Annotated in this window: 19 protein-coding genes; 6 read left to right on the plus strand and 13 right to left on the minus strand. The window is 69.2% G+C overall.

From position 1 onward, the window contains the following. Positions 1-94: 94 nt before the first annotated feature. From F0U60_RS02135 to F0U60_RS02145, 3 genes are all read right to left on the minus strand, one after another. Positions 95-2,143: a M56 family metallopeptidase gene (locus F0U60_RS02135; RefSeq protein ID WP_395813387.1), complete on the minus strand. Its 2,049-nt coding sequence runs from the start codon at positions 2,141-2,143 to the stop codon at positions 95-97. Further along, entirely contained in the window at positions 2,140-2,532 is a 393-nt protein-coding gene (locus F0U60_RS02140) for a BlaI/MecI/CopY family transcriptional regulator (RefSeq protein ID WP_395813389.1), read from the minus strand. The genes F0U60_RS02135 and F0U60_RS02140 overlap by 4 nt, the downstream gene beginning before the upstream one ends. A gap of 105 nt (positions 2,533-2,637) precedes the next feature. After that, the gene (locus F0U60_RS02145; protein ID WP_395813391.1) at positions 2,638-3,231 is read right to left on the minus strand and encodes a hypothetical protein; all 594 of its coding nucleotides are present in this window, start codon (positions 3,229-3,231) and stop codon (positions 2,638-2,640) included. Between the two features lie 139 nt (positions 3,232-3,370). Here F0U60_RS02145 and F0U60_RS02150 point away from each other — a divergent pair, with 139 nt between their 5' ends. Further along, a complete protein-coding gene (locus F0U60_RS02150; protein WP_395813393.1) occupies positions 3,371-4,258 on the plus strand; it encodes an EamA family transporter in 888 nt (295 codons plus the stop codon). 8 nt (positions 4,259-4,266) lie between these two features. Here F0U60_RS02150 and F0U60_RS02155 read toward each other — a convergent pair whose 3' ends face one another. Beyond that, positions 4,267-4,863, minus strand: a complete 597-nt coding sequence (locus tag F0U60_RS02155; protein WP_395813395.1) for a hypothetical protein — start codon at positions 4,861-4,863, stop codon at positions 4,267-4,269. A 155-nt stretch (positions 4,864-5,018) separates the two neighbouring features. Between F0U60_RS02155 and F0U60_RS02160 the strand changes: the two genes are divergently transcribed. The 3 genes from F0U60_RS02160 to F0U60_RS02170 all read left to right on the plus strand — a co-directional run bounded on the left by F0U60_RS02160 (position 5,019) and on the right by F0U60_RS02170 (position 7,852). Further along, on the plus strand, positions 5,019-6,710 hold the full coding sequence (locus F0U60_RS02160; protein WP_395813397.1) for a hypothetical protein: 1,692 nt from the start codon (positions 5,019-5,021) through the stop codon (positions 6,708-6,710). Between the two features lie 11 nt (positions 6,711-6,721). After that, positions 6,722-7,354, plus strand: coding sequence for a hypothetical protein (locus F0U60_RS02165; RefSeq protein ID WP_395813399.1), 633 nt, complete (start codon positions 6,722-6,724; stop codon positions 7,352-7,354). Between the two features lie 129 nt (positions 7,355-7,483). Then, positions 7,484-7,852, plus strand: a complete 369-nt coding sequence (locus tag F0U60_RS02170) for a hypothetical protein (RefSeq protein ID WP_395813401.1) — start codon at positions 7,484-7,486, stop codon at positions 7,850-7,852. Positions 7,853-7,868: 16 nt separating this feature from the next. Here F0U60_RS02170 and F0U60_RS02175 read toward each other — a convergent pair whose 3' ends face one another. From F0U60_RS02175 to F0U60_RS02215, 9 genes are all read right to left on the minus strand, one after another. Beyond that, on the minus strand, positions 7,869-8,555 hold the full coding sequence (locus F0U60_RS02175; protein WP_395813403.1) for a hypothetical protein: 687 nt from the start codon (positions 8,553-8,555) through the stop codon (positions 7,869-7,871). A gap of 310 nt (positions 8,556-8,865) precedes the next feature. After that, on the minus strand, positions 8,866-9,654 hold the full coding sequence (locus F0U60_RS02180; protein ID WP_395813405.1) for a crotonase/enoyl-CoA hydratase family protein: 789 nt from the start codon (positions 9,652-9,654) through the stop codon (positions 8,866-8,868). A gap of 188 nt (positions 9,655-9,842) precedes the next feature. Continuing rightward, positions 9,843-11,546, minus strand: a complete 1,704-nt coding sequence (locus F0U60_RS02185) for a lamin tail domain-containing protein (protein WP_395813407.1) — start codon at positions 11,544-11,546, stop codon at positions 9,843-9,845. Between the two features lie 111 nt (positions 11,547-11,657). Then, the gene (locus F0U60_RS02190) at positions 11,658-12,752 is read right to left on the minus strand and encodes a hypothetical protein (RefSeq protein ID WP_395813409.1); all 1,095 of its coding nucleotides are present in this window, start codon (positions 12,750-12,752) and stop codon (positions 11,658-11,660) included. A gap of 13 nt (positions 12,753-12,765) precedes the next feature. Next, a complete protein-coding gene (locus F0U60_RS02195) occupies positions 12,766-14,169 on the minus strand; it encodes a VWA domain-containing protein (RefSeq protein WP_395813411.1) in 1,404 nt (467 codons plus the stop codon). 106 nt (positions 14,170-14,275) lie between these two features. Continuing rightward, positions 14,276-17,119 carry a PAS domain S-box protein gene (locus F0U60_RS02200; RefSeq protein ID WP_395813413.1) on the minus strand — a complete coding sequence of 948 codons (2,844 nt, stop codon included), beginning with the start codon at positions 17,117-17,119 and terminating at the stop codon, positions 14,276-14,278. A gap of 131 nt (positions 17,120-17,250) precedes the next feature. Further along, positions 17,251-19,758 carry an ATP-binding protein gene (locus F0U60_RS02205; protein ID WP_395813415.1) on the minus strand — a complete coding sequence of 836 codons (2,508 nt, stop codon included), beginning with the start codon at positions 19,756-19,758 and terminating at the stop codon, positions 17,251-17,253. Between the two features lie 100 nt (positions 19,759-19,858). Next, the gene (locus F0U60_RS02210; RefSeq protein WP_395813417.1) at positions 19,859-21,535 is read right to left on the minus strand and encodes an ATP-binding protein; all 1,677 of its coding nucleotides are present in this window, start codon (positions 21,533-21,535) and stop codon (positions 19,859-19,861) included. An 89-nt stretch (positions 21,536-21,624) separates the two neighbouring features. Continuing rightward, entirely contained in the window at positions 21,625-22,143 is a 519-nt protein-coding gene (locus F0U60_RS02215) for a GreA/GreB family elongation factor (protein ID WP_395813419.1), read from the minus strand. Between the two features lie 64 nt (positions 22,144-22,207). Between F0U60_RS02215 and F0U60_RS02220 the strand changes: the two genes are divergently transcribed. Both F0U60_RS02220 and F0U60_RS02225 read left to right on the plus strand, forming a co-directional pair. Then, entirely contained in the window at positions 22,208-22,489 is a 282-nt protein-coding gene (locus F0U60_RS02220; protein ID WP_395813421.1) for a rhodanese-like domain-containing protein, read from the plus strand. 14 nt (positions 22,490-22,503) lie between these two features. Continuing rightward, entirely contained in the window at positions 22,504-23,121 is a 618-nt protein-coding gene (locus tag F0U60_RS02225) for a hypothetical protein (protein ID WP_395813423.1), read from the plus strand. Positions 23,122-23,148: the final 27 nt, after the last annotated feature.

A 23,148-nucleotide genomic window follows, 5' to 3' on the forward strand; every position in this document is an offset into this window, starting at 1 on the left:
CACTTCGGGTTGCTTCGGGCAAAAGGGGGCCCGGCGGCGCGCGCGGGAAGCGCGGCCGTGGGCCCGTGGAAGGTGAGGGGAGGGGAACGGCGGGTTACTGCTTCTTGCGCAGCTCGCGGATGAAGTCCGCGTCCACGCCACTGCTACGCAGACGGACGAGCTCATCGACGGAGAGCTTGTCCAGTCCCTCATCGCGCAGCTTGCGGATGAAGTCCGCGCTCACGCCGAGCGCGCGCAGCTGCACCACGTCATCCGCGGGGAGCTTGTCCAGCCCGGCCTCGCGCAGCGAGCGGAGGTACTCCGGAGTCACGCCGAGCGCCTTGAACTGCACCAGCTCGTCCGCCGGGAGCTTGTCGTAGCCCGCGGCCTTCAGCCCCTGGACGAACGTGCCATTCACCCCGAGGGCGCGCAGCTCGATGAGGTCGTCGAAGGGCAGCTTGTCGTAGCCGGCACCCTTCAGCTCGTTGATGAAGCGCTCATCCACGCCGAGCGCCGCCGCCTGCGTGAGCTCATCCGCGGAGAGCTTGCCGTACCCGGCCGCCTCGAGTGCCTTTACGCGCTCGGTCGTCACGCCGAGGTGCCGCATCTGCACCAGCTCGTCGGCGGTGGGCTTGCGGCCCAGCAGGCCCGTCATCTCCTTGGCGAACTCGGGCGTCACCTGGGCGTGGCCGAACTGCACCAGGTTCTCCACCGTGGGCTCGTAGCCGAGCGACTCCAGCTCCTTCACGCGCTCCGGGGTGACACGGGCCACCTTGAGCGCGACGAGCTGATCCACCGAGAGCGGCTTGTCGCCCACACGGGTGTTGTCCTCGTCCTTGTCGGCGGAGTCCTGCTTGCCGGCGCTCACCGGCTTCGGCACGGGAACCGGAACCGGAGCGGGCGCGGGAGCCTGGGCGAGGAGCTCCCGCATCATCACCGGGCCCTGGGCGGAGAGCGCGGACAGGACGCTCGGCACCACGGTGGCGGCGACGCCTTGGGCCAGGTTGGCCACCTCCTGCTCGAAAACAGGGAGGGAGGCGGGGCCTGCGGCCGCCTGCGGAGGGCTCGGGGGCGCCAGGGGCGCGGGAGCCTCGGCCAAGGCCGCGGGATGCTCGGGGAGGACGAGGGCCGCCAGGGGCGCCGCCACCGCCGCGCCGCTCATCAGCGTGACGACCGAGGCGCCCGCCACCCACCGTGAGGAGCAGCGTGCCGCGGGCGCGACCACCAGCCGACGGACGCGATCCGTGAGCGAGCCACCGAGGGCGGACATCGCCGGGCTCGCTGACTCGAGGGGCATCACGCGCAGGGACTCCAGCGCGGTGAGGGCGCGAGCATAGGAGACCGCGTTGCCGCTCGTGCCCACGGCGATGTCGTCGCAGCAGTGCTCGCGCTCGACGCGGATGACGCGCGACATCCACCACACCGCCGGGTGGTAGAAGAGGAGTGTCTCCACCAGCGTCTGCACCAGGTTCACCACGAAGTCGTGGCGGCGGATGTGGGCCAGCTCGTGAGCCAGCACCATCTCGAGCTGGCGCGCCGACAGCCCGGTGAGTGCCGTTACAGGCAGCAGCACCACAGGCCGCAGCCAACCCACCGCCGCGGGCACGTCCAGCGCCGCCGAGCGCAGCAGCCGCACCGAGCGCGTCAGGCCCAGGCGCTCGGACAGCATTTCCAGCGCCTCCTGCCACTCGGAGGGGGCGGGCTCGGCCTCACGCACCAGGCGGCGCAGCTTCAGCCACCCAGAGAGCAGCCGCAGCGACGACACCGCCACGCCCAGTCCCCATGCGAGCACCAACCAGTGCATGTGCTCGCCCACCCGCGACAATGCCCGCTCCCACACGGGCGTGGGCTCGAAGGCGCGCGGGGTCTCCGGCTTCAGCGCGGGGAGGGGAGCGATCATCGCCTCCTGGGTGTGGGTCATCACCGGAGCGGGAGCCTCGGGGAGTGGCTCCGCCTTCTGGAGAGAGGTGTAGTGCTGCCAGCCGGTGAGCGCGGGCAGCACGAGCATCAGCGCCAGTGCGCCACAGGCCAGCAGGTAGCGCACGGACGCCGCGCGACGGTCGAGCACGCGCAGCGCTACAGCCAGCGCCGCCGCCACGAGTGCGCCCTGCCAGAGGAGATGCAGCAACGCCCAGCCCAGGGACTGCGACACGGCTTCGCTCATGGCTTCTCCTCCTCAAGGGTGTCCAGCAGCTTGCGCAGCTCGGCGAGCTCCTCCGCCGAGGCCTTCTTCGTCGACAACGCCTGCATGGCGAGCTGAGCGGGCGAGCCGCCGAACGCTCGGTCCAGCAGGTCCGTCACGAGCTGCCGCTGTGTCTTCTGCTGCGTGGCTCGCGCGGTGTACACGTGCGCCCGCTGGGACTCGTCGCGCTGCACGAGCCCCTTGTCGGTCATGATTTGCATCAGCTTGAGCACCGTGGTGTAGCCGGTGCCTTCGGAGCCCTTGTTCAGGGCCTCGTGCACCTCGCGTACCGTGCTCGGGCCTCGCTCCCACAGCACCTGCAGGATGCCCAGCTCCGCGTCCGTGGGACGCGGCAGCTTCGGTTCACTCATCGCTCTCCCTCCCGTCAGCTTCGATGGGAGAAATATACGAAGCGATTCGTAGATGTCAACGAAGGGCTTCGTAGATGGGTCGGGCCCTGGACGGACAGGCCGCCGTTAGAGGGGGACAGCGGTGCAGTCGATTCCCCGCACGGAAATACCGAAGTGGTGGCCGATGCCCCCCTCGCGGAGCACCTCGTCGACGATGGCGACGGCGGCATCGGCATCCTTCCAGTTCGTGATGCCGACCGAGTAGTTCCAGGTGTCGAAGTCCTGCCCGACAGGCTGAGCGCACACGCCCGCGCCCATCCCGTTGACGTTGATTCCGCGCGCCTGGAGCCGCTTTGAAATCTCCGAGGCCACCGCATCGGCGGGGACCTGGGGGCAGACGTCTGGCGCGGCCTGGGGTGGAGGCACACAGAGCTGCTCGCCGGCTGCGGTCTCCATGACGAGCCGGCGCGTTCCGTTGCCGTGGATGCGGATATAGGCGCCGCGGTCCATGCCGCTGCCTCCCTTGGTGCATGCGAGCGGCTCATCAATCCTCGGACCCTGGGCGGCCCCGATGGGGGTGGTGAGCTGTGCCCGAGTGCCGAGCGGCCCGTCGCACAGCGGGTCCTTGTTGGGACTCCGATTGCTGACGGATGCGCAGGAAGACATGCCGGCGACGGTGGTGACGGCGAGGACGAGGACGAAGGGGGTTTGTCGGAGCATGGCCGGACGCTACACCGGGACAGCGCGCGCACAGCCCGCGCTTAAGCTGAGCTACGTCCAGTGAACCAGTGCTCGTCAGTCTCGCTGCAATCAACCGATGTGACTGCATTCGGCGTCACCGGGCGGTTAGGGTGCGCGCATGAGTGAAGCCTCCTCGGTCCGTCGTCCGCTGATCCTGCCTCCCATCCCCGCGGTGCTCTTGGCCGTCGTGAGCGTGCAGGGCGGCGCGGCCTTCGCGAAGGAGTTGTTCCCAGTGCTCGGCTCGGCGGGCACGGCGGGTCTGCGCATCGGGCTGTCTGCGCTCATGCTGCTCGCGGTGTTCCGTCCGCCGTTCGCGCGACTCACGCGTGCGCAGTGGGTTGCGGTTATCCCGTACGGGGTGGTGCTCGGCACGATGAACCTGAGCTTCTACAAGGCGCTCGAGCGCATCCCGCTGGGGCTGGCCGTTACGCTGGAGTTTGTGGGGCCGCTGGCGCTCGCGGTGTTCGGGTCGCGACGCGCCTCTGACTTTCTGTGGGTGGTGCTCGCGGCGGTGGGCATTGCCCTCATCGCTCCGTGGCGCGGGGGTGTGGGCTCGCTTGATCTCCTGGGGGTTCTGCTGGCGCTCTTCGCGGGGGCGTGCTGGGCGGCGTACATCGTGCTCGGCGGGCGTGTGTCCAGGGTGTTCCCGGGAGGGCAGAGCGTCGCGACGGGAATGCTGTTCGGGGCTCTGACGGTGCTGCCCTTCTCGTTTGCGGAGGGACTCGTGGTGCGCCTCACGCCTGCGCTGTTCGCAGCGGGCCTGGCCGTGGCGCTCCTCTCCAGCGCGGTGCCGTACACGCTGGAGATGATGGCGCTGCGCGTCCTGCCAAGCCGCACCTTCAGCATCCTGATGAGCCTGGAGCCAGCGGTCGCGGCGCTCGCTGGCCTGGTGTTCCTGCGCGAGCAGCTCACGGTGACGCAGTGGCTGGCGCTGGTGTTCGTGAGTGCCGCGTCCGCGGGTGCTGCATTCACCGCGCGCCGAGTGCCTCCGCCCGTGGAGACCTGAGTGGGTCCTCAGTAGAGCACGTAGTCACAGCTCATTCCCCACACGGAGATTCCGAAGGAGTCGCCGATGCCCCACGTTCGGAGCACCTCGTCGACGATGGCGACGGCGGCGTCGGCATCCTTCCAGTCCGTGATGCCGACCGAGTAGTCCCAGGCTTCGTCATCATCCCCGAGAGGCTGAGCGCACACACCCTCGCCGATGCCGTTGACCACGATTCCGCGAGCCTGGAGCCGTTTCTTGATCTCCTCGGCCACTTCATGGGCGGGGACCTCGGGGCAGACGTCTGACTTTGCCCCGCGTGGAGGCACGCAGGTCTGCTTGCCGGCCGCGTTTGTCATGACGATCCGGCGCGTCCCGTGTCCATGGATGCGGATATAGGCGCCCTTGTCCATGCCGTTGCTTCCCTTGTTGCACTCGAGCGGCTCGTCGATCCTCGGGCCCTCGGTGGCCCCGATGGGCGTCGTGAGCTGAGCCCGAGTGCCGAGCGGTCCGTTGCACAACCGGGGATCCGAGGGAGCCGGAGGGCTGTCGGGTGGTGCGCAGGAAGAGGTGCCGGTGATGGCTGCGAATGCGAGCACAAGGACGAACGAGGTTTGGCGGGGCATGGGCAAACGTTACACCGGGATGGCCCATGCTCGGCGCGAGGGAACTGACTTACATCTTTTGGAAAACTCTCGCTCGTCAGTATGGCTGCAATCCACTGATGTGACTGCATTTGGTTCCATCCACCGCTCGCCCGTAGCACTTCCGGAGGTGTGCTGTGTCCACCCGTCTTGTTGGTCCGCGCCCACCTGGCGCACGGCTGCGACCCCTGTTGGGCGGCTGGTTTCTCCTCGTCCTCTTCCTCCAGTCTGCGTGTGCCACAGGCGCCCCACGGGGCAGCTTCCTCGTGGGTTCCCACGACAACTCGCTCACGCCCCCATCGGCACCGAAAGCGCATGTGGCTGTCACGGCGGAGCTCGGCCTCGAATCCGCCACCGTATACGTCGTGGACTTCATGGCGCCCGGCGTCGTCGCCACCCGGCCCGTGCCCATCCACAAGGCCGAGTTCCAGCGGGCCTTTCTCCTCCTCTCGCGCGACGTGCGCCTGGCGCGGAGGACTCCCAAGGAGGCCGCCCGCGAGCTGCTGAGTCTTTTGCAGCTGCCGCCACAGGACGTCGAGACGGTCGCGAGCACGGGTGACTGGAGCCTGGAGACGTACCGGGGCGAAGGCTACACCCTCGTGCCACAGAAGCAGGACGGCCCGGTTCGCCTCATGCCCGAGGCGGATGAAGCCTTGAAGGAGAAGTACCTCAAGTGGTGTGCGCACCAGGGCGGCGGAGACTGTCTGGGACTGCTGGACGACGGGCACTACCTGCGCACCGACGATCGGCGCACGCTTGCTCTGGCATTGGCCTTTGGCACCGTGCTCGATGAGACGCGCGAGGCCCTGGGGCGCGAGCTGCTGGACGTGCGAGCCCTCGTGTCCCTGGTCGTCTGGACGGTGGCGCTCTACTGCATGATGTGGGTGGTGCCCGAGCCGACGACCAAGGCCTTGGCCGCCACGCTGACTCTCATCCTCATGGGGTGGCTAGGCCTCCAGACGGTGTACGGGCTGATGGACGGGTGGGCCCGCCTGGCCGACACGGCGCACCACGCCAGCACCTTTGAAGAGCTGCGCGCGGCGGGGGATGAATTTGGGAAGCTCCTGGGTGAGGACGCGGCGCGGGCCATGATTCTCGCAGTGGCCACACTCAGCGGGCACACGCTGGGACAGGTGGCCTCGCGGGTGAAGTCGCTTCCGGGCTTCAACCTCGCGGGAGCTCGGTTCGAGGCTCAGGGCGGCGCCGCCGTCATGGAGCGCGTGGAGGTCGTGGAGACGGCGTTCGCGACGGAGGGGGCCCTGGTCAAGGCGGTGGCGGCTGTGGAAACGGTGACCACCTCACCGCGGGGTCCCCTGGCCGTGGTAATGCTCAAGAAGAGGCAGGGCACGGGGGCGGGAACGACCTCCGGGGGCCGCTCTTACGAAACTGTCATTCGTCATCGAGGTGGCAACCGGCAGGTGGAACTCAGCGACGGCCAACGCTGGCACCTGCCACGTGGCAAGTCGGCTGCGGATATCCCTTCCGAGGACAAAGTGGGGGATATGCTTCAGGATGCCGTTACCAAGATCGCGAATGAGTGGGGACTCCACAGGCTCTCTGGTGCCGAAAAGCAGGCCATTGGTGAGGCTCGGAAGAAGGGTGAGTACTGGCTGGCGCGGCTGTTGGAGCGTGAGGCCCGCGGGCGCTACGTGCATGCCAGGCTGAAAGAACAGTTCGACGGGCCCCTTCGATTCAATCACCAGGGTGTAGATGTGGTTGACCTGTCGCCAGGCGGCTATAAGTACGAGATTCTCTCCGGCAGCGAATCGAACCTGGCACGGCATGGCAGGCGCATGGCGGGCGAGTTCTTCCGGATGATCATCTTCTAAGTGGGACGGTCATGGCGTGGCTCGAGAACGTCATCTTCAAGAACCAGGAGATTGAAAACGAGCGGCTGGAGCTGACCGACAAGAACTCGCTCTATTTTCTCAGCACCGGCCTGACCCTGCGTCACTGCACCATCGTCCTGAAGGTGCCCGCGAGTCGCCTCATCATCAAGCAGGCACGGTTCATCGACTGCACCTTCGAGGTGAAACAGGAGTTGAAGAACCATCAGTGCTGGGTATCTGCCTACCTGAAGGGCTGCCGCTTCAAGGGGCGGCTGACGGGGTGCGACTTTGGGCACTGGCCCGAATATGGGAGTGACCCGTGGTATCAGCACGGCTCCATCGAGGACTGCGACTTCTCCGAGGCCCGGATGGATGCCTGTCGCATCATGGGCTCTGACCCATCCACCCTTCGCTTTCCCAAGTGGCCCTGCTTCACCATCCTCGATCCCATCGGGCGAGCCCCCGAGCTGCGCAGCGTCAAGTGGCCGGGTCTCGTCGGTGACGTCATCGTGGATGATCTCCACACCCATCCGCCTCAGACCCGGGCACTGACCTACTACGCCCCCGTTCTCGCTGAACGGCTCGAGGCCTCTCTCGAAGAGATCCGCGCCGTCATCGAGAAATTCGACTGCATCCTCGCGTGAGAAGAGGCGGGCGGCGCGCGTGACGATTGTCTGCTTGGCCGCAGGGAGACTGCACTGGGAGGGGGACTTCCTGCCCACGAGTGCACGCCCCACCTTCGAGGGAGGTGGATTGTGCTTCAGGAGGCTCGGATGGCGGACAAGCGGAAGGAAGGAACGGGGAAGGCAAAGCGGACGGTGGTGAGGCGGCGCCGCACGACGGGAGGAGCCGCTGGGCGCATCGCGGTGCGCCGAGACACTGCCCCGTATCGCAGCGCTGCCGCGGACGAGCATTCCGTGCAGGTGCGCGAGCACATCGAAGCGGCGCTCGTCGAGGCTCGGCGCATGCGTGAGGACATCGAGCAGCGAATCGACCGGCGCCTGCAGGAGGAGGACACGGCCACGCCCGGACAGGTCATCACGCGGCTGACAGCGACGGCGGGCCTGCGCACGGTGCGGCCCCTGAACTCCGAGCTGCGCGCCAGGAGCGAGGACAGGAGTCGGCCCAAGACGTCGAAGTAGGCGGCTCCCTCGTGGCTCACGGGGCTCCCCGCCTCGTGCGGACCTGCTCGAGCGCGGCCTCGAGCTGCTTCGTGTAGTCCACGCCGGTGTCCTCATCGACGAACCGCTGGCCCGGTGCCAGGAAATAGCCCGAGCGGGCGTAAGCCATCTGGAGGAACCGGGCCTGCTGCTCGGGATCCAGCTCGCGCCAGCTCTGGCCCTCGTCTAGTGCCGTGCGCCAGTCGGAGCCGTCTCCGAACCACCGGGCCCACAGGGTCTCGCACACCAGGTCCGTGCCGCCCGTCTGGTATTGCCACACGTGTCCCATGCCGCGAACCAGCAGGTGCATGGGGAGCAGGAGCGCACCGGCAGCCGACCGGGGAAGGTCTCGAGGCACATAGAGCGTATTGCCGAGCACGAAGGAGCGGCCCGGCAGCCCGAGCAGTCCCAGCCTTCCGACCTTGAGGCGCACCCGCTCGTAGTCGAGGCCGTCACCAAACACCTTGCGCAGCTCCGCGAGCTGCTTCGTGCTGAGCTCGCATCCCTTGGGCTCCAGGCCGAGCGGTGTCTGCAGTCCGCTCAGCACTCGTCCCACCAGACCCAGCAGCACGTCCAGGGGCACCTGCACGAGCTTCATCACCGCGCGCCGCAGGTTCCGCCCGCCTCGAGCGAATCTCCCCACGAGGAGCCCCGCGAGCCCGAACATGAGGCACTTCACGGCCATCCCGAGGTTCCTCAGCACGCCGAGGAACGCGCTCGCGAGGGCAGCGAACGGGCCGAAGCCCCCTCTTGGGGCCGGCCTGACCTGGACCGCGACCGGCACGTCCGGGGAGGAGACCGTCAGGGGACTCGGAAGAGATGGAGCTGGAGACAAGGACCGGGTGCCCATGACACCTCCTGGGGAGCAACCAACCTGGGCGCTGCACGGTGGGTCCGCGTCCTCGAAGTGACACCTGTTCCCCTGGCTCGGGTGTGTCCTCTCCAACGGACACCCGGCCCCTCATTGATGAGAACCTGACGGCGATGAGCACCCCTCAACGTCCGGTGAAGCGGGCCTCTCGGCGCTCGACGAAGGAGAGGACACCCTCGCGCGCATCCTCCGTGGTGGAGAGCTCCATCAGCTTGGGCAGCAGGGCCCGCGCGGCGGCCTCGGGGCCTTCGGTCAGCGTCTGCCGGGCCGAGGCGAGTGTCGCCTGCACGCCCAGGGGCGCCTGTTTCGCCACGGTCTCCGCGAGGGCCAGGGCGCGCTCGCGCTGCTGTCCGGGGGGGACGACATCCTGGACGAGCCCGATGCGGTAGGCCTCGCGCGCGTCGAACTCGTCGCCAGTGAGCAGCCAGCGCATGGCGTTGCCCCAGCCGGCCACCTGGGGGAAGCGCAGGGTGGCGCCGCCGAAGGGGAAGATGCCGCGCTTGATTTCAATCTGTCCGAAGCGCGCGTCCTCCGCGGCGACGGTGATGTCCGCCGCGAGGATGAGCTCGATGGAGAGCGTGAGACACAGGCCCTGCACCGCGACGACGAGCGGCTTGCTTCGCACCGCGCCATGAACGGCCCACGGGTCGATGGCGCCTTCCGGGTAGAGTGACTGGCCGCTGGAGAGCGCAGGTGCCACGTTGGCCAGGTCCAGGCCGGCGGAGAAGTGGTCCCCCTGGGCGAGGACAACCATGCAGCGCACGTCGGGGTGGCGGTCCGCGCTCGTCATCGCCGCGGAGAAGGCGCGGAGCATCGCGAGGTCGAAGGCGTTGCGCTTCTCGGGGCGGTTGATGCCGATGAGGGCGAGAGGGCCACGCACGTCGAGGGTGATGCGGGGATCTGTCGTTTCCATGGGTCGTCTCCCGGGTCAGACGAAGGGAGGCCCATCTTCGCCCCTCCCCGCTGCCCTCCGGCCGCACTTTTCTCCAACCTGTCCGACAGTCGGACAAGTTGTGGAAAACCGAGCCCGGAGGAGACTCTGCGAGGGGGCCGGTCTCGGTTCTCGGCAGAGACCGGCCTCCTGCCTCATGGCTCAGCGGCTCAGAACGCGGAGCCGCTGACGCGCTTACCCGGTGAGCTCGACAGGCTCGAGAGCGTGGTGTGCAGCACGAAGGTGCCGCCGCTGGTGGCATCCGGGCTGCGGTTCATCGACACGCCGTCCGTGCCAGCGAGCGACGAGGTATAGGTGGTGGTATCCACCGTCGTCCCCGCCGGGTTCTTCAGCGTCACGGTGTCACCGCTGTTGCCCAGGGCGAGTGTGCCCGTGGAGCAGGCCACCGCGTTGCTCACGCCCGAGGGAATGCCCGAGGAGGCACCGAACACGACGATCGCCGCGCCCGCGCCCAGGGTGGTTCCGCTCGCGAAGGTGTGGCGCACGCCCGTGCTGTCGGACACCGTCCAGCCGGAGAGGTCCGCGGTCGTGCCTCCCGAGTTGACGAGCTCGATGAACTCGCCGTTCACGTCCGAGCCCGCCTCGTTGGCGAGAACCTCGTTGATGAACACCTGCGCGGCGGTACCTCCTCCTCCGGAGGTGGTGATGGTGAAGGCCGCGTTGCTCGTGTCGGTGGTGGCGGAGTTGGAGGCATCGCTCACGCGGACTCGGGCGGTGGTGGTGGCGCTGCTCGGCACCGTCCAGGTGTAGCTGCCCGTGGAGGCAGAGGTGCTGGAGGTGAGGGTGGTCCAGGTGGAGCCGTTGAGCGTGTACTCCACCTTCACGTTCGTCACGCCCGAGGCCGTCCAGGTGATGGCGTGGGTGCTACCGCCCGCCCAGCTCTCGCCGCCGTTGGGCGAGGTCACCGTGATGCCCGTGGTGGTGGTGTCCGACGGGATGAGGAAGTCCTTCACGATGGCCATGTGCTGCATGTTGGTGGCGCCGCTGTCCGTGCTCAGCGCCGGGGAGAGCTCCGAGATGGGCGAGTACACGCGCGTGTCCGCCACGAGGCCCGCGCTGAACGAGCTCGCGCCGATGACCACCGCCGTCTGGTAGGCGCGCAGGTCGCTGTCCACGAGGACGTGGTCGTACGGGCTGGAGCGGCCCGCGTTGGTGTTGGTGTTGCCGTTGCGATCCGCCGGGTAGGGGCTGGCCGTGGACACCACCTGGGAGAAGGTGGTGAAGCAGGACTCGGTGCGGCTGCTGGTGTTGAAGTCACCGCCGATGGCCAGGTAGTCGCCCGCCGGGACGTTGGCCTTGATGAAGTTGACCAGGTTGGTCGCCTCCGTGTTGCGCACGGTGCTGCTCGTGGTGAGCAGGTGCACGCTGATGACCCAGAGGTCCTTCGGGCCCGGCACGTCGATGCGCGCCCACGCGAAGTCCCGGTTGCTCACCTGCGTGTCGTCCCACTCGCCCGCGGCGATGATGGGGTAGCGGCTGATGATGCCGTTCGGAATCTGCGCGCCGGCCTCGCGGTAGTACGAGAAGCTCGTGCCGAACGCGGTGTCCACGAAGCCCCGAATGGCGCTCGCCGAGTTGTCCCCGTAGTTGAACTCCTGGATCATCACCACGTCTGGATCCAGGCCCTGGAAGATGCGGATGCCGTGGCCCGGGTCGTAGCTCTGGTAGTTGCCGCTGGAGGTGTTGGCGGCCACCAGGCGCAACCGGACGTTGAGCCCGGCTTCCTGTGTGCCCTGGATGTCCTCACCGACTTCGTCCTGCGGCGTGCCACCACAGGCCGCCAGCAGGAGGGAAAGGACGGCCGCTAACAGGCGACTGTCGCGGAGAGTGTGACTGGCGGAGGTTCTTGTCATGCGCACGGTGTGGCTTCCTGCCCCGAAGCGGGAGCGACGAGAGGGACTCTCGTTTTATCGGAAAATTACACCGTGCTGTTGCGGGCAGAAATATTCTGAAATACGGACGACTCAGCCCACGACCTTGGTGGACTCGGGACGTGGGGGCGGAGCCGGTGAACCCGAGTCCTCCTGCCCCAGCGCCGCCAGCTTGCGCGCGAGCTGCGCGGCCTGCGCGCCCTTCGAGGCCACATCTCCTCCCTGTACGCCCACCAGCGACACCCGGGCCCGCTCCAGCAGCGCCACCTGTGCGTGCAGCTGCGCCAGCAGTCGCTCCCGTTTGCGGCCCAGCATGTCCAGGTGGTTCAGCTCCTCGCCCAGGGACGAGGCCGCGAGCTCGAGCTGTCGCCGCGCCACCGCGTCCGTCGTGGCGGCTGCCTTCGCCCGCAGCTCCTGGACCTGTGCGTCCAGCTCCCCCGGCGGCACCGCTCGGAGCTGCGCCTCTAGCTCCGCGTGCGTCTGCGCCAGGGTGAAGACCTCGCTCGCCATCTTCTCCAGCACGCCCATCAGCTCCGTCTTCCCGGGGCCTGCGGACAGTCGTGCCGCCTCCTTCTGACACTGCTGGTACTGCGTCACCGCGCGGGACACGAGGCCGCGTGCCTCGCCCGACAGCTGCTTCTCCAGCGCCGAGCCCCGTGCCTCCACCGCGTTGCTGTGCACGGACAGGTGCGTCGCGAGCGTGCCCACGCTCCAGAAGAGCGCCACCGCCCCGAGGCCCAGCACCGTGCCCACCGCTCCCAGGCGTCCGTCGAAGACGCGCGCGTCCATCACCGCCTTCACGTACAGCCCCAGGGGCACCATCGCCCCCGCGCCTACAGCTCCGGCCAGCACCTGCAGCGGCTTCGGCCGCCACGTCGTCCCCAGCGCTCCCACCAGGCCCGCCGCCATTGCTCCCATGCTGGCCTCGGCCCAGGGCGTTGGCACGTTCAGCACGTCGGGGATGTTGAGCAGCACCGGCAGGCCCACCAGCATCCCCAGGCGCACCTTCCAGTCCACCCGCGCACCCGCCAGGGCCGCCCCCGCCACCGCGAAGAAGCCCAGGTCCACGTGCAGGTGCACCCGCGCGGCCACCGCCGCCAGCAGGCCCGCGAGCGCTCCGCCACCCAGCGCACGCAGGGTGCGCACCTCGAAATCCTCGCGTTCCCGCAGCTGTACCGACAGGGGCATGGCCGGTCTTTCCTTAATAGGCGTTGTTCTGTCCGAAGGTCTTCAGCGACTTGCGATGAAGCTGTAACGCCTCACGCTTCACGGAAGTTTCATCCTGTGCGTTGCGATAGGCTGCCTGGGTCTGCTCCACGTCCGCAAGTTCACCCGAGAGCGCCTGCGCCGAGGAGCCGAACAGCCGACGCGCGTTGTCCAGCATGCCCAGGGCCCGCTCCCGGTTGCCCCGCTTCATCTCCTCGGCCGCCGCCTGCATCTCCTTGGCCCCGAGCGCGCGTACTGCGTACACCCGCACCTCCTGGTCCAGGTTCGCTCGCACCAGCGCCTCGTCCTCCGTCACCTTCGCTGACAGGTCGAGCTTCACCTCCACCTGACGCTCGGCCTCCACGTCCCAGTAGTGCAGCCGCGCCCCCATCACCCCGCGCGCCGCCTCGGTGGCCTGCAGCGACAGGGTCAGCTTCACCACCACCTGGGCCTCCTGCCCGCTGGCCAGGTCGTACAGGGGCACCACCAGCGTGCGGCCCTCGCGCCGCGTCGACACGCCCATGGCCTCCGCGTTCGTCACTCCCTCCGACAGCTCCAGCCGCAGTTCCACCCCGCGCGCCAGCGTCCCTGCCGCCTGCTCCAGCTCGCGCTGGAAGATCTCCGCCAGCTTCTCCGAGTCCTGGATGTAGCCGTAGAAGCCGCCGCCCTGCTCGGCCAGGCCTCGCATCAGCTGCTCCTTGATGTCCTCGCCCACTCCCAGCGCGCTCACCGTCATCCCCTCCCGCTGGAACGTGGCCGCCAGGTGCCGGAGGTCTCCTTCCTGGGTGAGCCCCACGGTGGGCTCTCCATCGCTCAGCAGGAGGATGCGGCTCACCCGGAAGTCCGTCACGTACGGCCGCAGCTCGTTCGCCGCCGCCTCCAGGCCCCCGCTGATGTGGGTGGAGCCCTCGTCCTCGATGGCGTCCACGAAGGCCAGCATCTCCTGGCGCGTCGCCTCCGACACCTCCTGGCTGGGGAAGACGCGCACGTCCGTGCCGTAGTGCACGAGCGCCAGCCGATCTCCCTCGCGCAGGCTGCGGATCAGTGTCACCGCCGCGAGCTTCGCGTTCGCCAGCTTCTGGCCCTGCATGGAGCCCGAGCGGTCAATGGCCAGCGCCAGGCTCACCGGCATCCGCTTCTCCATGGGGCGCTTGTCCGCGCGCACCGTCAGCGCGGCGAAGGCCTCGCTCGGTCCGGCCATGAGGTAGGCCCCGGACAGCTTGCCCTCCAGCGTCAGCGCGCCGTCCTTCGCCGTGACGGGGGGCAGCACCAGGCCTGTGGGCGCCTCGTCGAGCCGGGCCACGGTGTGGCTCGTGTCCTTCTGGCGGGGCAAGCCCACCCCCACCGCCGCCAGGGCGAGCAGTGCGGCGGTGGCCAGCAACAGGTGTGTCCGGTTCATCGGGGAGCCTCGGGAAGCGCGGGGGGAAAGCGGAACCCAGCCTGTCCCAGGTGCCCCGTCTCCCCCATCCGTCACCCGGAGGAGGTCGGACAACCGACCGATGCCGTCAGTTCCCGGTCGCCACCAGGGGGTGGCTCATCACCAGCTCACGCACCACGCGTCGCACCGCCGTCTCGTCGAAGGGCTTCTCCAGCGTGGGGTTGGGCACCCGCGACAGGAAGTCCCGCGCCCCCTGGGTGAAGGCACCCCCGGAGACGAAGACGAAGCGCCGCTCCAGTCCCGAGCCGCCCTGCTGCACGGCCTCGTACAGGTCCTTGCCTCCCAGGTCCGGCATCATCACGTCGCACAGCACGGCGTGGAAGCGGGTGTCCGCCGTCAGCCGCTCCAGCGCCTGCCGTCCGCTGGTGGCCAGCTCCACGTCGTGCTCGCGCAGGATTCTCCGCAGGGCGCGTCCGACGGCGGGCTCGTCGTCCACGATGAGCACCCGTCCGCGCTGCGTGGTCGGCGCCGGAGCGACCGCCACGGGCTTCGCCGGCCGCGCGCCCTTCTCGGAGGCGGGCAGCAGCACCCGCATCGTGGTGCCGCGGCCGGGCGTGCTCTCCACGGAGATGTCCCCGCCCAGGCTGGTGATGATGCCGTGGCAGATGGAGAGGCCCAGGCCCGTGCCCACTCCCACCGGCTTCGTCGTGAAGAAGGGATCGAAGATGCGCCCCAGCACCTCCTGGGGGATGCCCGCGCCCGTGTCCTGCACCTCCGCCACCACCCGCCCGTCCGGGCCCATGCGCGTCACCACGCGGATTTCATTCTTGTCCGCCGCGCCCTCGGGGATGGCCTGCGCCGCGTTCACCACCAGGTTGAGGAACACCTGGCACAGCCGGCCCTCGTTGCCGATGACAGAGGGCACCGGTCCGTACTCGCGCTTGAGCTTCGCCCGGTGCTTGATTTCGTTGGCCGCCAGCATCACCGCCGAGTCCAGCACGGCGTGCAAGTCCACCGCCTCCAGCCGCTCCTCGTCCTGGCGGGAGAAGGACTTGAGCTGGCGGACGATCTGCCGCACGCGCTCGGCGCCCTCGCGGGCCTCCATCAACACCGAGCGCCACTCGTCCACCTCCGGGCGCGACGCAATCCCTCCCGGAATCACCGAGGGCATGCGGCGCAGCTCGTCCAGGAGGAAGCCCAGGTTGGAGATGACGAAGGCCAGCGGGTTGTTGATTTCGTGGGCGATGCCCGCGGCCAGCGTGCCCATGGAGGCCATGCGGTCCGCCAGCGACAGGCGCGACTGCAACTGCCGCTGCTCGGTGACGTCGCGCGCGATGGACACTACGGCTGGCTCGCCGTCGAAGAGCAGCGGCAGCGAGGCGAACTCCGCCACCCGCACCTTCCCGTCGCGCCGCCGCAGGCGCCGCTCGCCCGTCACCAGCGACACCGTGCCGTCCGGTGGCGTCGGCTCGTCCACCAGGAACTCGTGCAGCCTGCGCCCCATGACTTCCCGGGGGCTCTCGAAGCCCAGCGCGTACACCAGCGCGGTGTTGGCGTAGATGATGGTGCCGTCACGCTGGATGACGGCCGGCTCCGGCACGCCCTCCATGAGGATGCGGAAGCTGGCCTCGGACAGCTTGAGGGCCTCCTCGAACTGGCGGCGCTCGGTGATGTCCCGGGCGATGCCCTCCACCGCCACGCACAGCCCCGCGCCGTCCAGCACCGGCGTCACCACGTGCTGCAGCCACACCGTGCGTCCGTCCCGCCGCTGGAAGCGCACCACCACGGGCGTGTCCTGCTTCTCGGGCTCCACCAGCAGCTGCTCGAGCACCTCCCGATCCTCGGGGTGCACCTGGCGGTGCCACAGCTCGGGGTCGCGGTAGTGCTCCTCGGGGGTGAAGCCCAGGTTCTTCGTCACGACGCCGCTGACGAAGGCGAAGCTGCGCGTGCCCGCGAGCTGGTAGCGGTACAGCACGTCCGAGGCATTCTCCGCGATGCGCCGGAAGCGCAGCTCCCGCTCACGCAGCGAGCGCTGGGACTGCCGCTGCTCCATGGCCAGCGCGATGGCCCCGGCCGCGGCCCGCAGCAGGTCCACCTCCAGCTTGTCCCACTCGCGCTCCTCGTCGCAGTTGTCGAAGCCGATGAAGCCCGCCAGCGTGCCGTGCACCCACAGGGGCAGCGTCAGCAGCGAGAGGATCTGCTGCGGCTCGAGGAGCGCCCGCTCCTCGGGCTGGAAGTCCCTCACCCTCCCGGAGAGGCTCTGCCCTCGCGACAGCAGCTCATAGAGGCGCGGCATCAGCCGCTCCATCGCCATGTTCTGCAGCTCCGGGTTGTGCAGCTCCGGCTTCACCCCGGGCGCGCACCACTCGGCGCGCTGGCTGAAGAGCAAATCCCCGTCCGGAGCGCGGTGCGCCTCGAAGATGTAGGCGCGGCTGGCGCCCGAGGCCTCTCCCAGCGGTCCCACCAGCCTCTCGAAGAAGCCCTCCGAGGGCGGGGCCGCCAGCAGCCGTTGTTGGATCTCCACCACCGCGGTGAGGTAGCGCTCACGTCGGGCCAGCGCGTCCGTCGCCCGCCGCCGCTCGGTGATGTCGTTCAGGGTGCCGCATGCTCCCAGGTACGTCCCGTCATCCGCCAACAGCGGTCGCACGCAGACCTCCACCCACCGGAACCCTCCCTCCCGGGTGCGGTAGCGCAGCTCGTGTTCGCAGCTCTCCCGCTGTCTCGCCGCCAGCGCTTGTTGTGCCTCCTGGCTCAGCTCGCGATCAGCCGGGTGGACGTAGTCCATGTAGCGCTGGCCCAGGCACTCCTCGACCGTGAAGCCCGTGAGCTCCGTCCACGCCGGGTTCAGGTACGTCCACTGGCCGTCCGCGTCGAACTGGAACACCACGTCCCGCAGGGCCTCGACGACAAGTCGATGGCGCTGCTCGTGCGCGGGGGCGTGAGGCTGGGTCGGCTGAGGCTTCGGGTGCATGGGTGGGGCGGCTTCGGTTCCTCGGGGTGGGGGAATCCCGGGGAACCGCCTCGCTGGAGAATTACGATAGCCTGCCCTACACCTTTTCTGCACCTCCCACCAAGAAAACGCGTATTCCCTGTGAAAGAAGTTCAGCTTGCGGCGGCTGCCAAGGGGGCGGCGGGCAGCTCGCGGGGCAGGCGGACGTAGAAGCAGCTGCCCTGCTGGGCGCCGGGGCTCTCCGCCCAGATGGTGCCACCGTGACGTTGAACGATTTCACGGCAAATGAAGAGCCCCAGGCCGAGCCCGCCGAAGTGGCGCGCGGTGGCGTTGGAGGCACGGGCGAAGGGCTGGAAGAGGAGGGCGACGCTCTCAGGGGGGATGCCGATGCCCTGGTCCCTCACGCGCAGCTCCACCGCGTCCCGGGTGAGGTGGAAGCTGACGCGCACGGTGCCGCCGTGTGGGGAGTAGCGCACGGCATTGGACAGGAGGTTGGTGACCACCTGCTCCAGGCGAGGCCCATCCCAGGTGCCCTCCACGGGCTCGTCGGGCACCTCGAGGAAGAAGCGCAGCCCCTCATCGCCGCGCAGCTCGAAGCGCTCGATGACCTCGCGCACCAGGGGCACCAGGTCCACCGGGGCGCGCTCCAGCTCGAAGCGGCCGGCCTGAATGCGCGAGGTGTCCAGCAGATCATCCACCAGGCGGGTGAGGCGGTCCGTCTGCCGGGCCATGGAGCGCAGGGCCTTGAGGGTGCGCTCGCGATCTGGGAAGTCCCCGCCCTTCTCCATGCGGTTGAGGGTGAGGGCGGCGAAGCCCTTGAGGGGCGTGAGGGGGGTGCGCAGCTCGTGGCTGGCGACGGAGAGGAACTCCTCGCGCAGACGCACCGCCTCGCGCAGCTCGGCCTGGGCGGCCTCCGTGCGCGCGGCCATTTCATTGAAGCCCCGGCACAGCTCGCCCAGCTCGTCGTCCTCCTCCTCGGGCACGCGCCGGGACAGCTCGCCCCGGCCGATGGCGGCGGTGGCCTCCACCAGGGTCTCCAGGCGGCGGATGATGTCGCGCGCGACGAACTGGGAGAGGGCCAAGAGGAGCATCACGCCGAGCGCGAGCAGGGCAATGAAGCCCACGCTGGTGCGGGTGATGGCGCGGTAGGCCACGCCCATGTCCTGGGTGACGACGACGCTCCACTCGGTGCCGGGCACGGGGGCATCCGCGGCCAGCAGAATCCGTTGGTCGTCCGGGCTGAACGTCTCCACCACGCCCTCGTCGTTGCTGGACAGGTGCAGGCGCAGGGCGCTGGGCAGGTGGGCCTGGCTCAGCAGGGGGGCGCCGGGCTGGGTGTCGCGCAGCAGCAGCAGGCCGCGTCTGTCCAGCACCTGGACGCGGAAGCGCTGGGCCGCGGGCGTCACCGCCGCTGACAGGCGCTCCAGGGACAACAGGCCCACGAGCATGCCCTCCAGCTTCCCGTCCTGTTTGAAGGGAAGGGCCACGGCCACGTGGGGCAGGCCGAGCTGGCTGACGTAGGGGCGCGAGACGTAGGGGGCGCCGGTGCTCAGCACGCCGGCGTAGTAGTCGCGGTGGGAGAAGCTGCCCAGGTCCTCCTTGCCGTAGGAGGCAGCGAGCCCCACGCCCTCCTTGTCCACCGCGACGGCCGCATCGAAGGCACGGGCCTGGGCGGGGAGGTTGCGCAGGTAGAGCTCCAGCAGCTTGCGATCTCTCGAGGCGAGGGCGGAGCGGAAGCCAGGGGACTCCAGCATGAGCTGGAGGGACTCGCGCGCATCGTCGAGGTAGCGCACGAGGAAGTCCGCCTCGCCGGCGGCGGCGCGCACGGTGTCGTCGCGCACCTGGCGCTCGATGGCGCCCTGCGCCTGCCACGTCGCGAGTCCCCCCAGGGCCAGCAGGGGTACCACTCCGGCGAAGGCCAGCCCGCGCAGCAGCTTGAAGCCGACGGTGCGCGGCACGCGGGGGCGCAGGCCCAGGGCGGCGGTGACGCACGCGAAGGTGAGGATGATGTAGATGCTGGCGGCCGGCCCCGAGCCCATGCGGCCCAGTCCCCAGGCCAGCAAGGAGAACTCCACCGCCAGCAGGCCGAAGAGGGCGCGTGGCAGCCGGGGCCAGCGCGCATCAAGGGGGGCCAGCAGCCCCGCTCCGCAGCCCAGGAAGACGAGCCCCATGGGGATCAGCAGGGGCTTGAGCGAGGCGTAGAAGACGGGGGGGAAGTGCTGGCGGGCCACCAGCATGAGCAGGCCGAAGCAGAGCGAGATCAGCCCCACGACGCCGCGGAACACCTCGCGCTTGCGCCAGGCGGGGGATGCCTCCAGCGCCACGCCCACCAGCAGCAGCGGGTAGAGGATGGCGCCGGTGAAGCCGCCGGTGCTCACGTTGAGCACCCACCAGTACAGGCCGGTGACGGCGCCGAAGCCCACGCGCCCCAGGACGTCCAGCCAGCGAGGGGCGTTGGGGTAGAGCATGGTGGCCATCAGCACGACGCTGCTGGCCAGGTACGTCACGCCCATGGAGCGCACGTACGGGTAGAGCGGGCGGAAGGAGGCCGCGTGGAACTCGTACGGCGCGTACGTCATCGCCACGCCGAAGATGAGGCCGAACATCGCGGCGGGCCAGGTGAGCGGCAGCGAAGGTGTACGAGCGGGCTCGGCTCCCATGAAACTCCCTTCCAAATCAGCTTGTCCGGATCAAATCCACCGCCCGTGAGTGGACCGTCCAGCGGTGGACAGGAGCGGGAGGGGACGAGGAGAGCATGCGTCAGGTCGTGGCCTGGCGGGGTAACTCGACGGTGAAGGTGGCCCCGGCGCCGGGAGCGCTGCGCACGCCCACCGACCCCCCCAGCGCCTCGACGATCTGCCGGGTGATGTAGAGGCCCAGGCCGAGCCCGCCGTAGTGGCGATCCGACACGGCGCGCTCGAAGCGGCCGAAGAGGCGCGGCAGGTTCTCCGGGGCGATGCCGATGCCCTCGTCGCGCACCACCAGGCGGGCGAGCCCGGCGTTTGTCTCCACGCGCAGGTGCACGGGCTTGCCGGCACCGTACTTGAGCGCGTTGGAGAGCAGGTTGGTCACCACCTGCTCCAGCCGGAGCCTGTCCCAGGTGCCCACGGCGGGGCCGGAGGTCTCCAGGAGGATGGGGCTCTGGGCCTGGGAGGCGGGCAGCTCGAAGCGGGCGGCCACCTCTTGGGCCAACGCGGTGAGGTCCACCTCCTCCAGCTCCAGGCGCAGCCGTCCGGCGTGGATGCGGGTGACGTCGAGCAGTTCGTTGACGAGCGCGTTGAGGCGGCTGGCGTTGCGGTCGATGTTCTCCAGCTTGGCCATGAGGGCGGGAGGGGACGGGGCGGCCTCGCTGCGGCGGGCGCCGCGCAGCAGCGACTGCACGTTGAGCTTGAGGGAGGTGGTGGGGGTGCGCAGCTCGTGCGCGGCCACGGTGAAGAACTCGTCGCGCTGGGCCACGGCCTTGCGGGCCTCGCGAAAGAGCAGGACGTTGTCCACGGAGAGGGCGATCCGATCCGCCAGGTCCTCGGCGAAGCGCAGGTCATCCGGCCCGTACACGCGCTCGCAGAAGGTGAAGAGGACGAGCGCGCCCAAGGTGCGTCCGCGCGCACGCAGGGGCACGGTGAGCAGCGAGCGCGTCCCCAGCATCCGCATGAGGCGCAGGTGCCCGGCATCCCGGGTAAGGGACTGGAGCAGGGGCGTCGTCACCTCGGCGAGGAGCTGGGAGGTGTCCTGGGGCAGCCGCAGCCCCACCAGGCCGGGCTCATTCGGAGCCTGGGCGGCGGTGTGCTGCAGCACCTCGGTGAGCAGCGCCTCCTGAGAGGGCTCGCGGGCCACGGTCTCGAGCAGGAGCGGCTGTCCGCGGCTGTCCATGACCTGCAGGACGCACCCGTCGCCGAGTGTGGGGACGCAGCGGCGGGCCAGCTCGTGCAGGGCGGCCTCCACGTCGAGCGAGGCGGTGAGCAGGTGGCTGGCCTCCGCGAGGAAGCTCGTCTCCAGTTCCTCGCGCTTGCGGCGGGTAATGTCAGTGAACCAGATGGAGAGCCCATCTCCACGCTTGAGGGCGACGAGGCGGAACCAGCGCTCGTTGTGGGCCAGGGGGAAGTACACCTCGTCCACGTAGGGCTCGCCCGTCTCCACCGCGCGCACGAAGCAGGCGTGGATGCCGCGGTTGCGCGTGTCGGGGAGCAGCTCCACGATGCCCCGGCCCATCACGAAGTCCAGGCGCATGCCCATCATCGCCTCGGCGGCGGGGTTGGCGTACTCCCAATGGAAGTCCACCAGCTCGCTGGCGTCGTTGCGAACGGCGCGCACGGCCATGTAGCCATCAGGGTGGTCCGTGGCGAAGCCCCACTGCTCCTCATAATATGAGGGCTCGGCGGTGACCTCCTCCGGAGCTTCCGGACGGACGCTCTTCGTGGCAGCACGGAGCGTGGGCACGACGTACCTCCTCTGGCGCAGGGCCCCCCAGTGGCCTGCTCTTCACTGGAATTGTGAAAGCAGGCGGAACGGCGATCAAGCCAGTGGGGTCAGGCGACCTCGAGGACCGTCCACTCGCGCACCTCGCCGGCCAAGGTGATTTCGACGGTGTCACCCGCACGACGTCCCAGCAGGGCGCGGCCGACGGGGGAGGCGGGGGTGATGACGGAGAGGAAACCATCGCCGCCGGGGCCCGTGAGCTCGGTGCCGGCGCCTACGGGGAGGAGGAAGAAGGTGCGCTCGGAGAAGCCGTCCTCGTCCTCGGTGGACACGTCGATGATGGCGCCCAGGGCGACGGGGCCCCTGCGGGAGAAGCGGGGGAGGCCGGCCTCCTGGAAGTCGGTGAGGGCCTTGAGCTCCTCCTGGACGCGGCGGGCGCGCTGGGCCTGGCCCGTGGCGAGGCTGCCGTACTCGATGACGGCGCGTCCGTCCTCCTTCTTCTCGGACTCGGTGGCCAGGGAGCGAGCGGCCTCCCGGGCCTCGAGCTCGGCGCGGTGGGCGAGCCGATCACTCTGACGGAGACGCTCGGCGAGTTGGTCGAGCAACGTGTTCTTGTCCAACAGTGGCATGCGTGCGACAGGACTGTAGCGTCCCGGCGCGAGGGCTCCAGTTTCCGGCTAAAGTCCGGCGCCCATGACGCCGAAAGAACTGTCGGAGAAGGCTCGCGAGCTGGTGGGTCAGGGGTGGGTGCTGTTGGACGTGCGCACGCCGGAGGAGTTTCGTCAGGGACACCCGGAGCCGGCGCGCAACATCCCGGTGCAGGAGCTGCCCCAGCGAGTGGCGGAGGTAGGCCCGCCGGGGACGAAGGTGGTGGTGTACTGCCAGGCGGGAGGACGCAGCGCCATGGCGACGCAGATCCTCCGGGCCCACGGCTTCACGGACATCTTCGATTTGAAGTCCGTGAACAACTGGTAGGGCAGGGGGGCCGATTGCCGGATGCCAGCCTCTCTCGTCTCGAGCTCGAGCGCCGCCGCCCTCTCTGGGCGGCGATGAGCGAGCTGTTCCTCGACACGGAGGTGCGCGGCTTCGTGCCTCCGCTGGCCTTGAAGTGCGCTCAGTCGGGATACGACGAGCCCACCCTGGAGCGGATCTTCTGGGCCGAGGTGTTTCCGCTCGGCATTGGGAACCTCCAGCAGGTCGCTGGCGAGTGGGCCGCGTTGACACTCGATGAAGCGGAGCTGGCTCGCAACGCGGTGAAGGGGAAGCTCCCCAAGGTCCGCAAGGCGTTGTCCGGGTGGATGGTCGAGTCCGAATGGACCGCGGCCCTGACGCTGCTGCGATGGCTGCGGGGGGAACCCACGGAGCGCTGGCCCCTGCTGGTGCGGGCGTGGGTTCTTCTGTCGCGCCGCTATTTCGAAAGACCGGGAGAACCCAGCCTCTTTTCTCTCGCGGATGAGGTGTCGGCGTTGCGCGGCGAGGGCGTGGACCTGGGCGCCGAATGGCAACGCTTCGAGCCCATCGCTCGGGGCATGCTCCTGGACGATGAAGAGGGCTCGCCGGAAGCGCGCGGCGAGGACGTGAGACGACTGCTCCTTCCTCGCGAGTGACGGGACGCAACCCGCTCTGGCCCGAGC

The sequence above is a fragment of the Archangium minus genome (assembly GCF_044360475.1).
Taxonomy (GTDB): domain Bacteria; phylum Myxococcota; class Myxococcia; order Myxococcales; family Myxococcaceae; genus Archangium; species Archangium minus.

Coding starts and splice junctions, on each gene's coding strand:
- F0U60_RS02135 (WP_395813387.1), bottom strand. CDS start 2,143: ATGAGCGAAGCCGTGTCGCAGTCCCTGGGCTGGGCGTTGCTGCATCTC.
- F0U60_RS02140 (WP_395813389.1), bottom strand. CDS start 2,532: ATGAGTGAACCGAAGCTGCCGCGTCCCACGGACGCGGAGCTGGGCATC.
- F0U60_RS02145 (WP_395813391.1), bottom strand. CDS start 3,231: ATGCTCCGACAAACCCCCTTCGTCCTCGTCCTCGCCGTCACCACCGTC.
- F0U60_RS02150 (WP_395813393.1), top strand. CDS start 3,371: ATGAGTGAAGCCTCCTCGGTCCGTCGTCCGCTGATCCTGCCTCCCATC.
- F0U60_RS02155 (WP_395813395.1), bottom strand. CDS start 4,863: ATGCCCCGCCAAACCTCGTTCGTCCTTGTGCTCGCATTCGCAGCCATC.
- F0U60_RS02165 (WP_395813399.1), top strand. CDS start 6,722: ATGGCGTGGCTCGAGAACGTCATCTTCAAGAACCAGGAGATTGAAAAC.
- F0U60_RS02170 (WP_395813401.1), top strand. CDS start 7,484: ATGGCGGACAAGCGGAAGGAAGGAACGGGGAAGGCAAAGCGGACGGTG.
- F0U60_RS02175 (WP_395813403.1), bottom strand. CDS start 8,555: ATGGCCGTGAAGTGCCTCATGTTCGGGCTCGCGGGGCTCCTCGTGGGG.
- F0U60_RS02180 (WP_395813405.1), bottom strand. CDS start 9,654: ATGGAAACGACAGATCCCCGCATCACCCTCGACGTGCGTGGCCCTCTC.
- F0U60_RS02185 (WP_395813407.1), bottom strand. CDS start 11,546: ATGACAAGAACCTCCGCCAGTCACACTCTCCGCGACAGTCGCCTGTTA.
- F0U60_RS02190 (WP_395813409.1), bottom strand. CDS start 12,752: ATGCCCCTGTCGGTACAGCTGCGGGAACGCGAGGATTTCGAGGTGCGC.
- F0U60_RS02195 (WP_395813411.1), bottom strand. CDS start 14,169: ATGAACCGGACACACCTGTTGCTGGCCACCGCCGCACTGCTCGCCCTG.
- F0U60_RS02200 (WP_395813413.1), bottom strand. CDS start 17,119: ATGCACCCGAAGCCTCAGCCGACCCAGCCTCACGCCCCCGCGCACGAG.
- F0U60_RS02205 (WP_395813415.1), bottom strand. CDS start 19,758: ATGGGAGCCGAGCCCGCTCGTACACCTTCGCTGCCGCTCACCTGGCCC.
- F0U60_RS02215 (WP_395813419.1), bottom strand. CDS start 22,143: ATGCCACTGTTGGACAAGAACACGTTGCTCGACCAACTCGCCGAGCGT.
- F0U60_RS02220 (WP_395813421.1), top strand. CDS start 22,208: ATGACGCCGAAAGAACTGTCGGAGAAGGCTCGCGAGCTGGTGGGTCAG.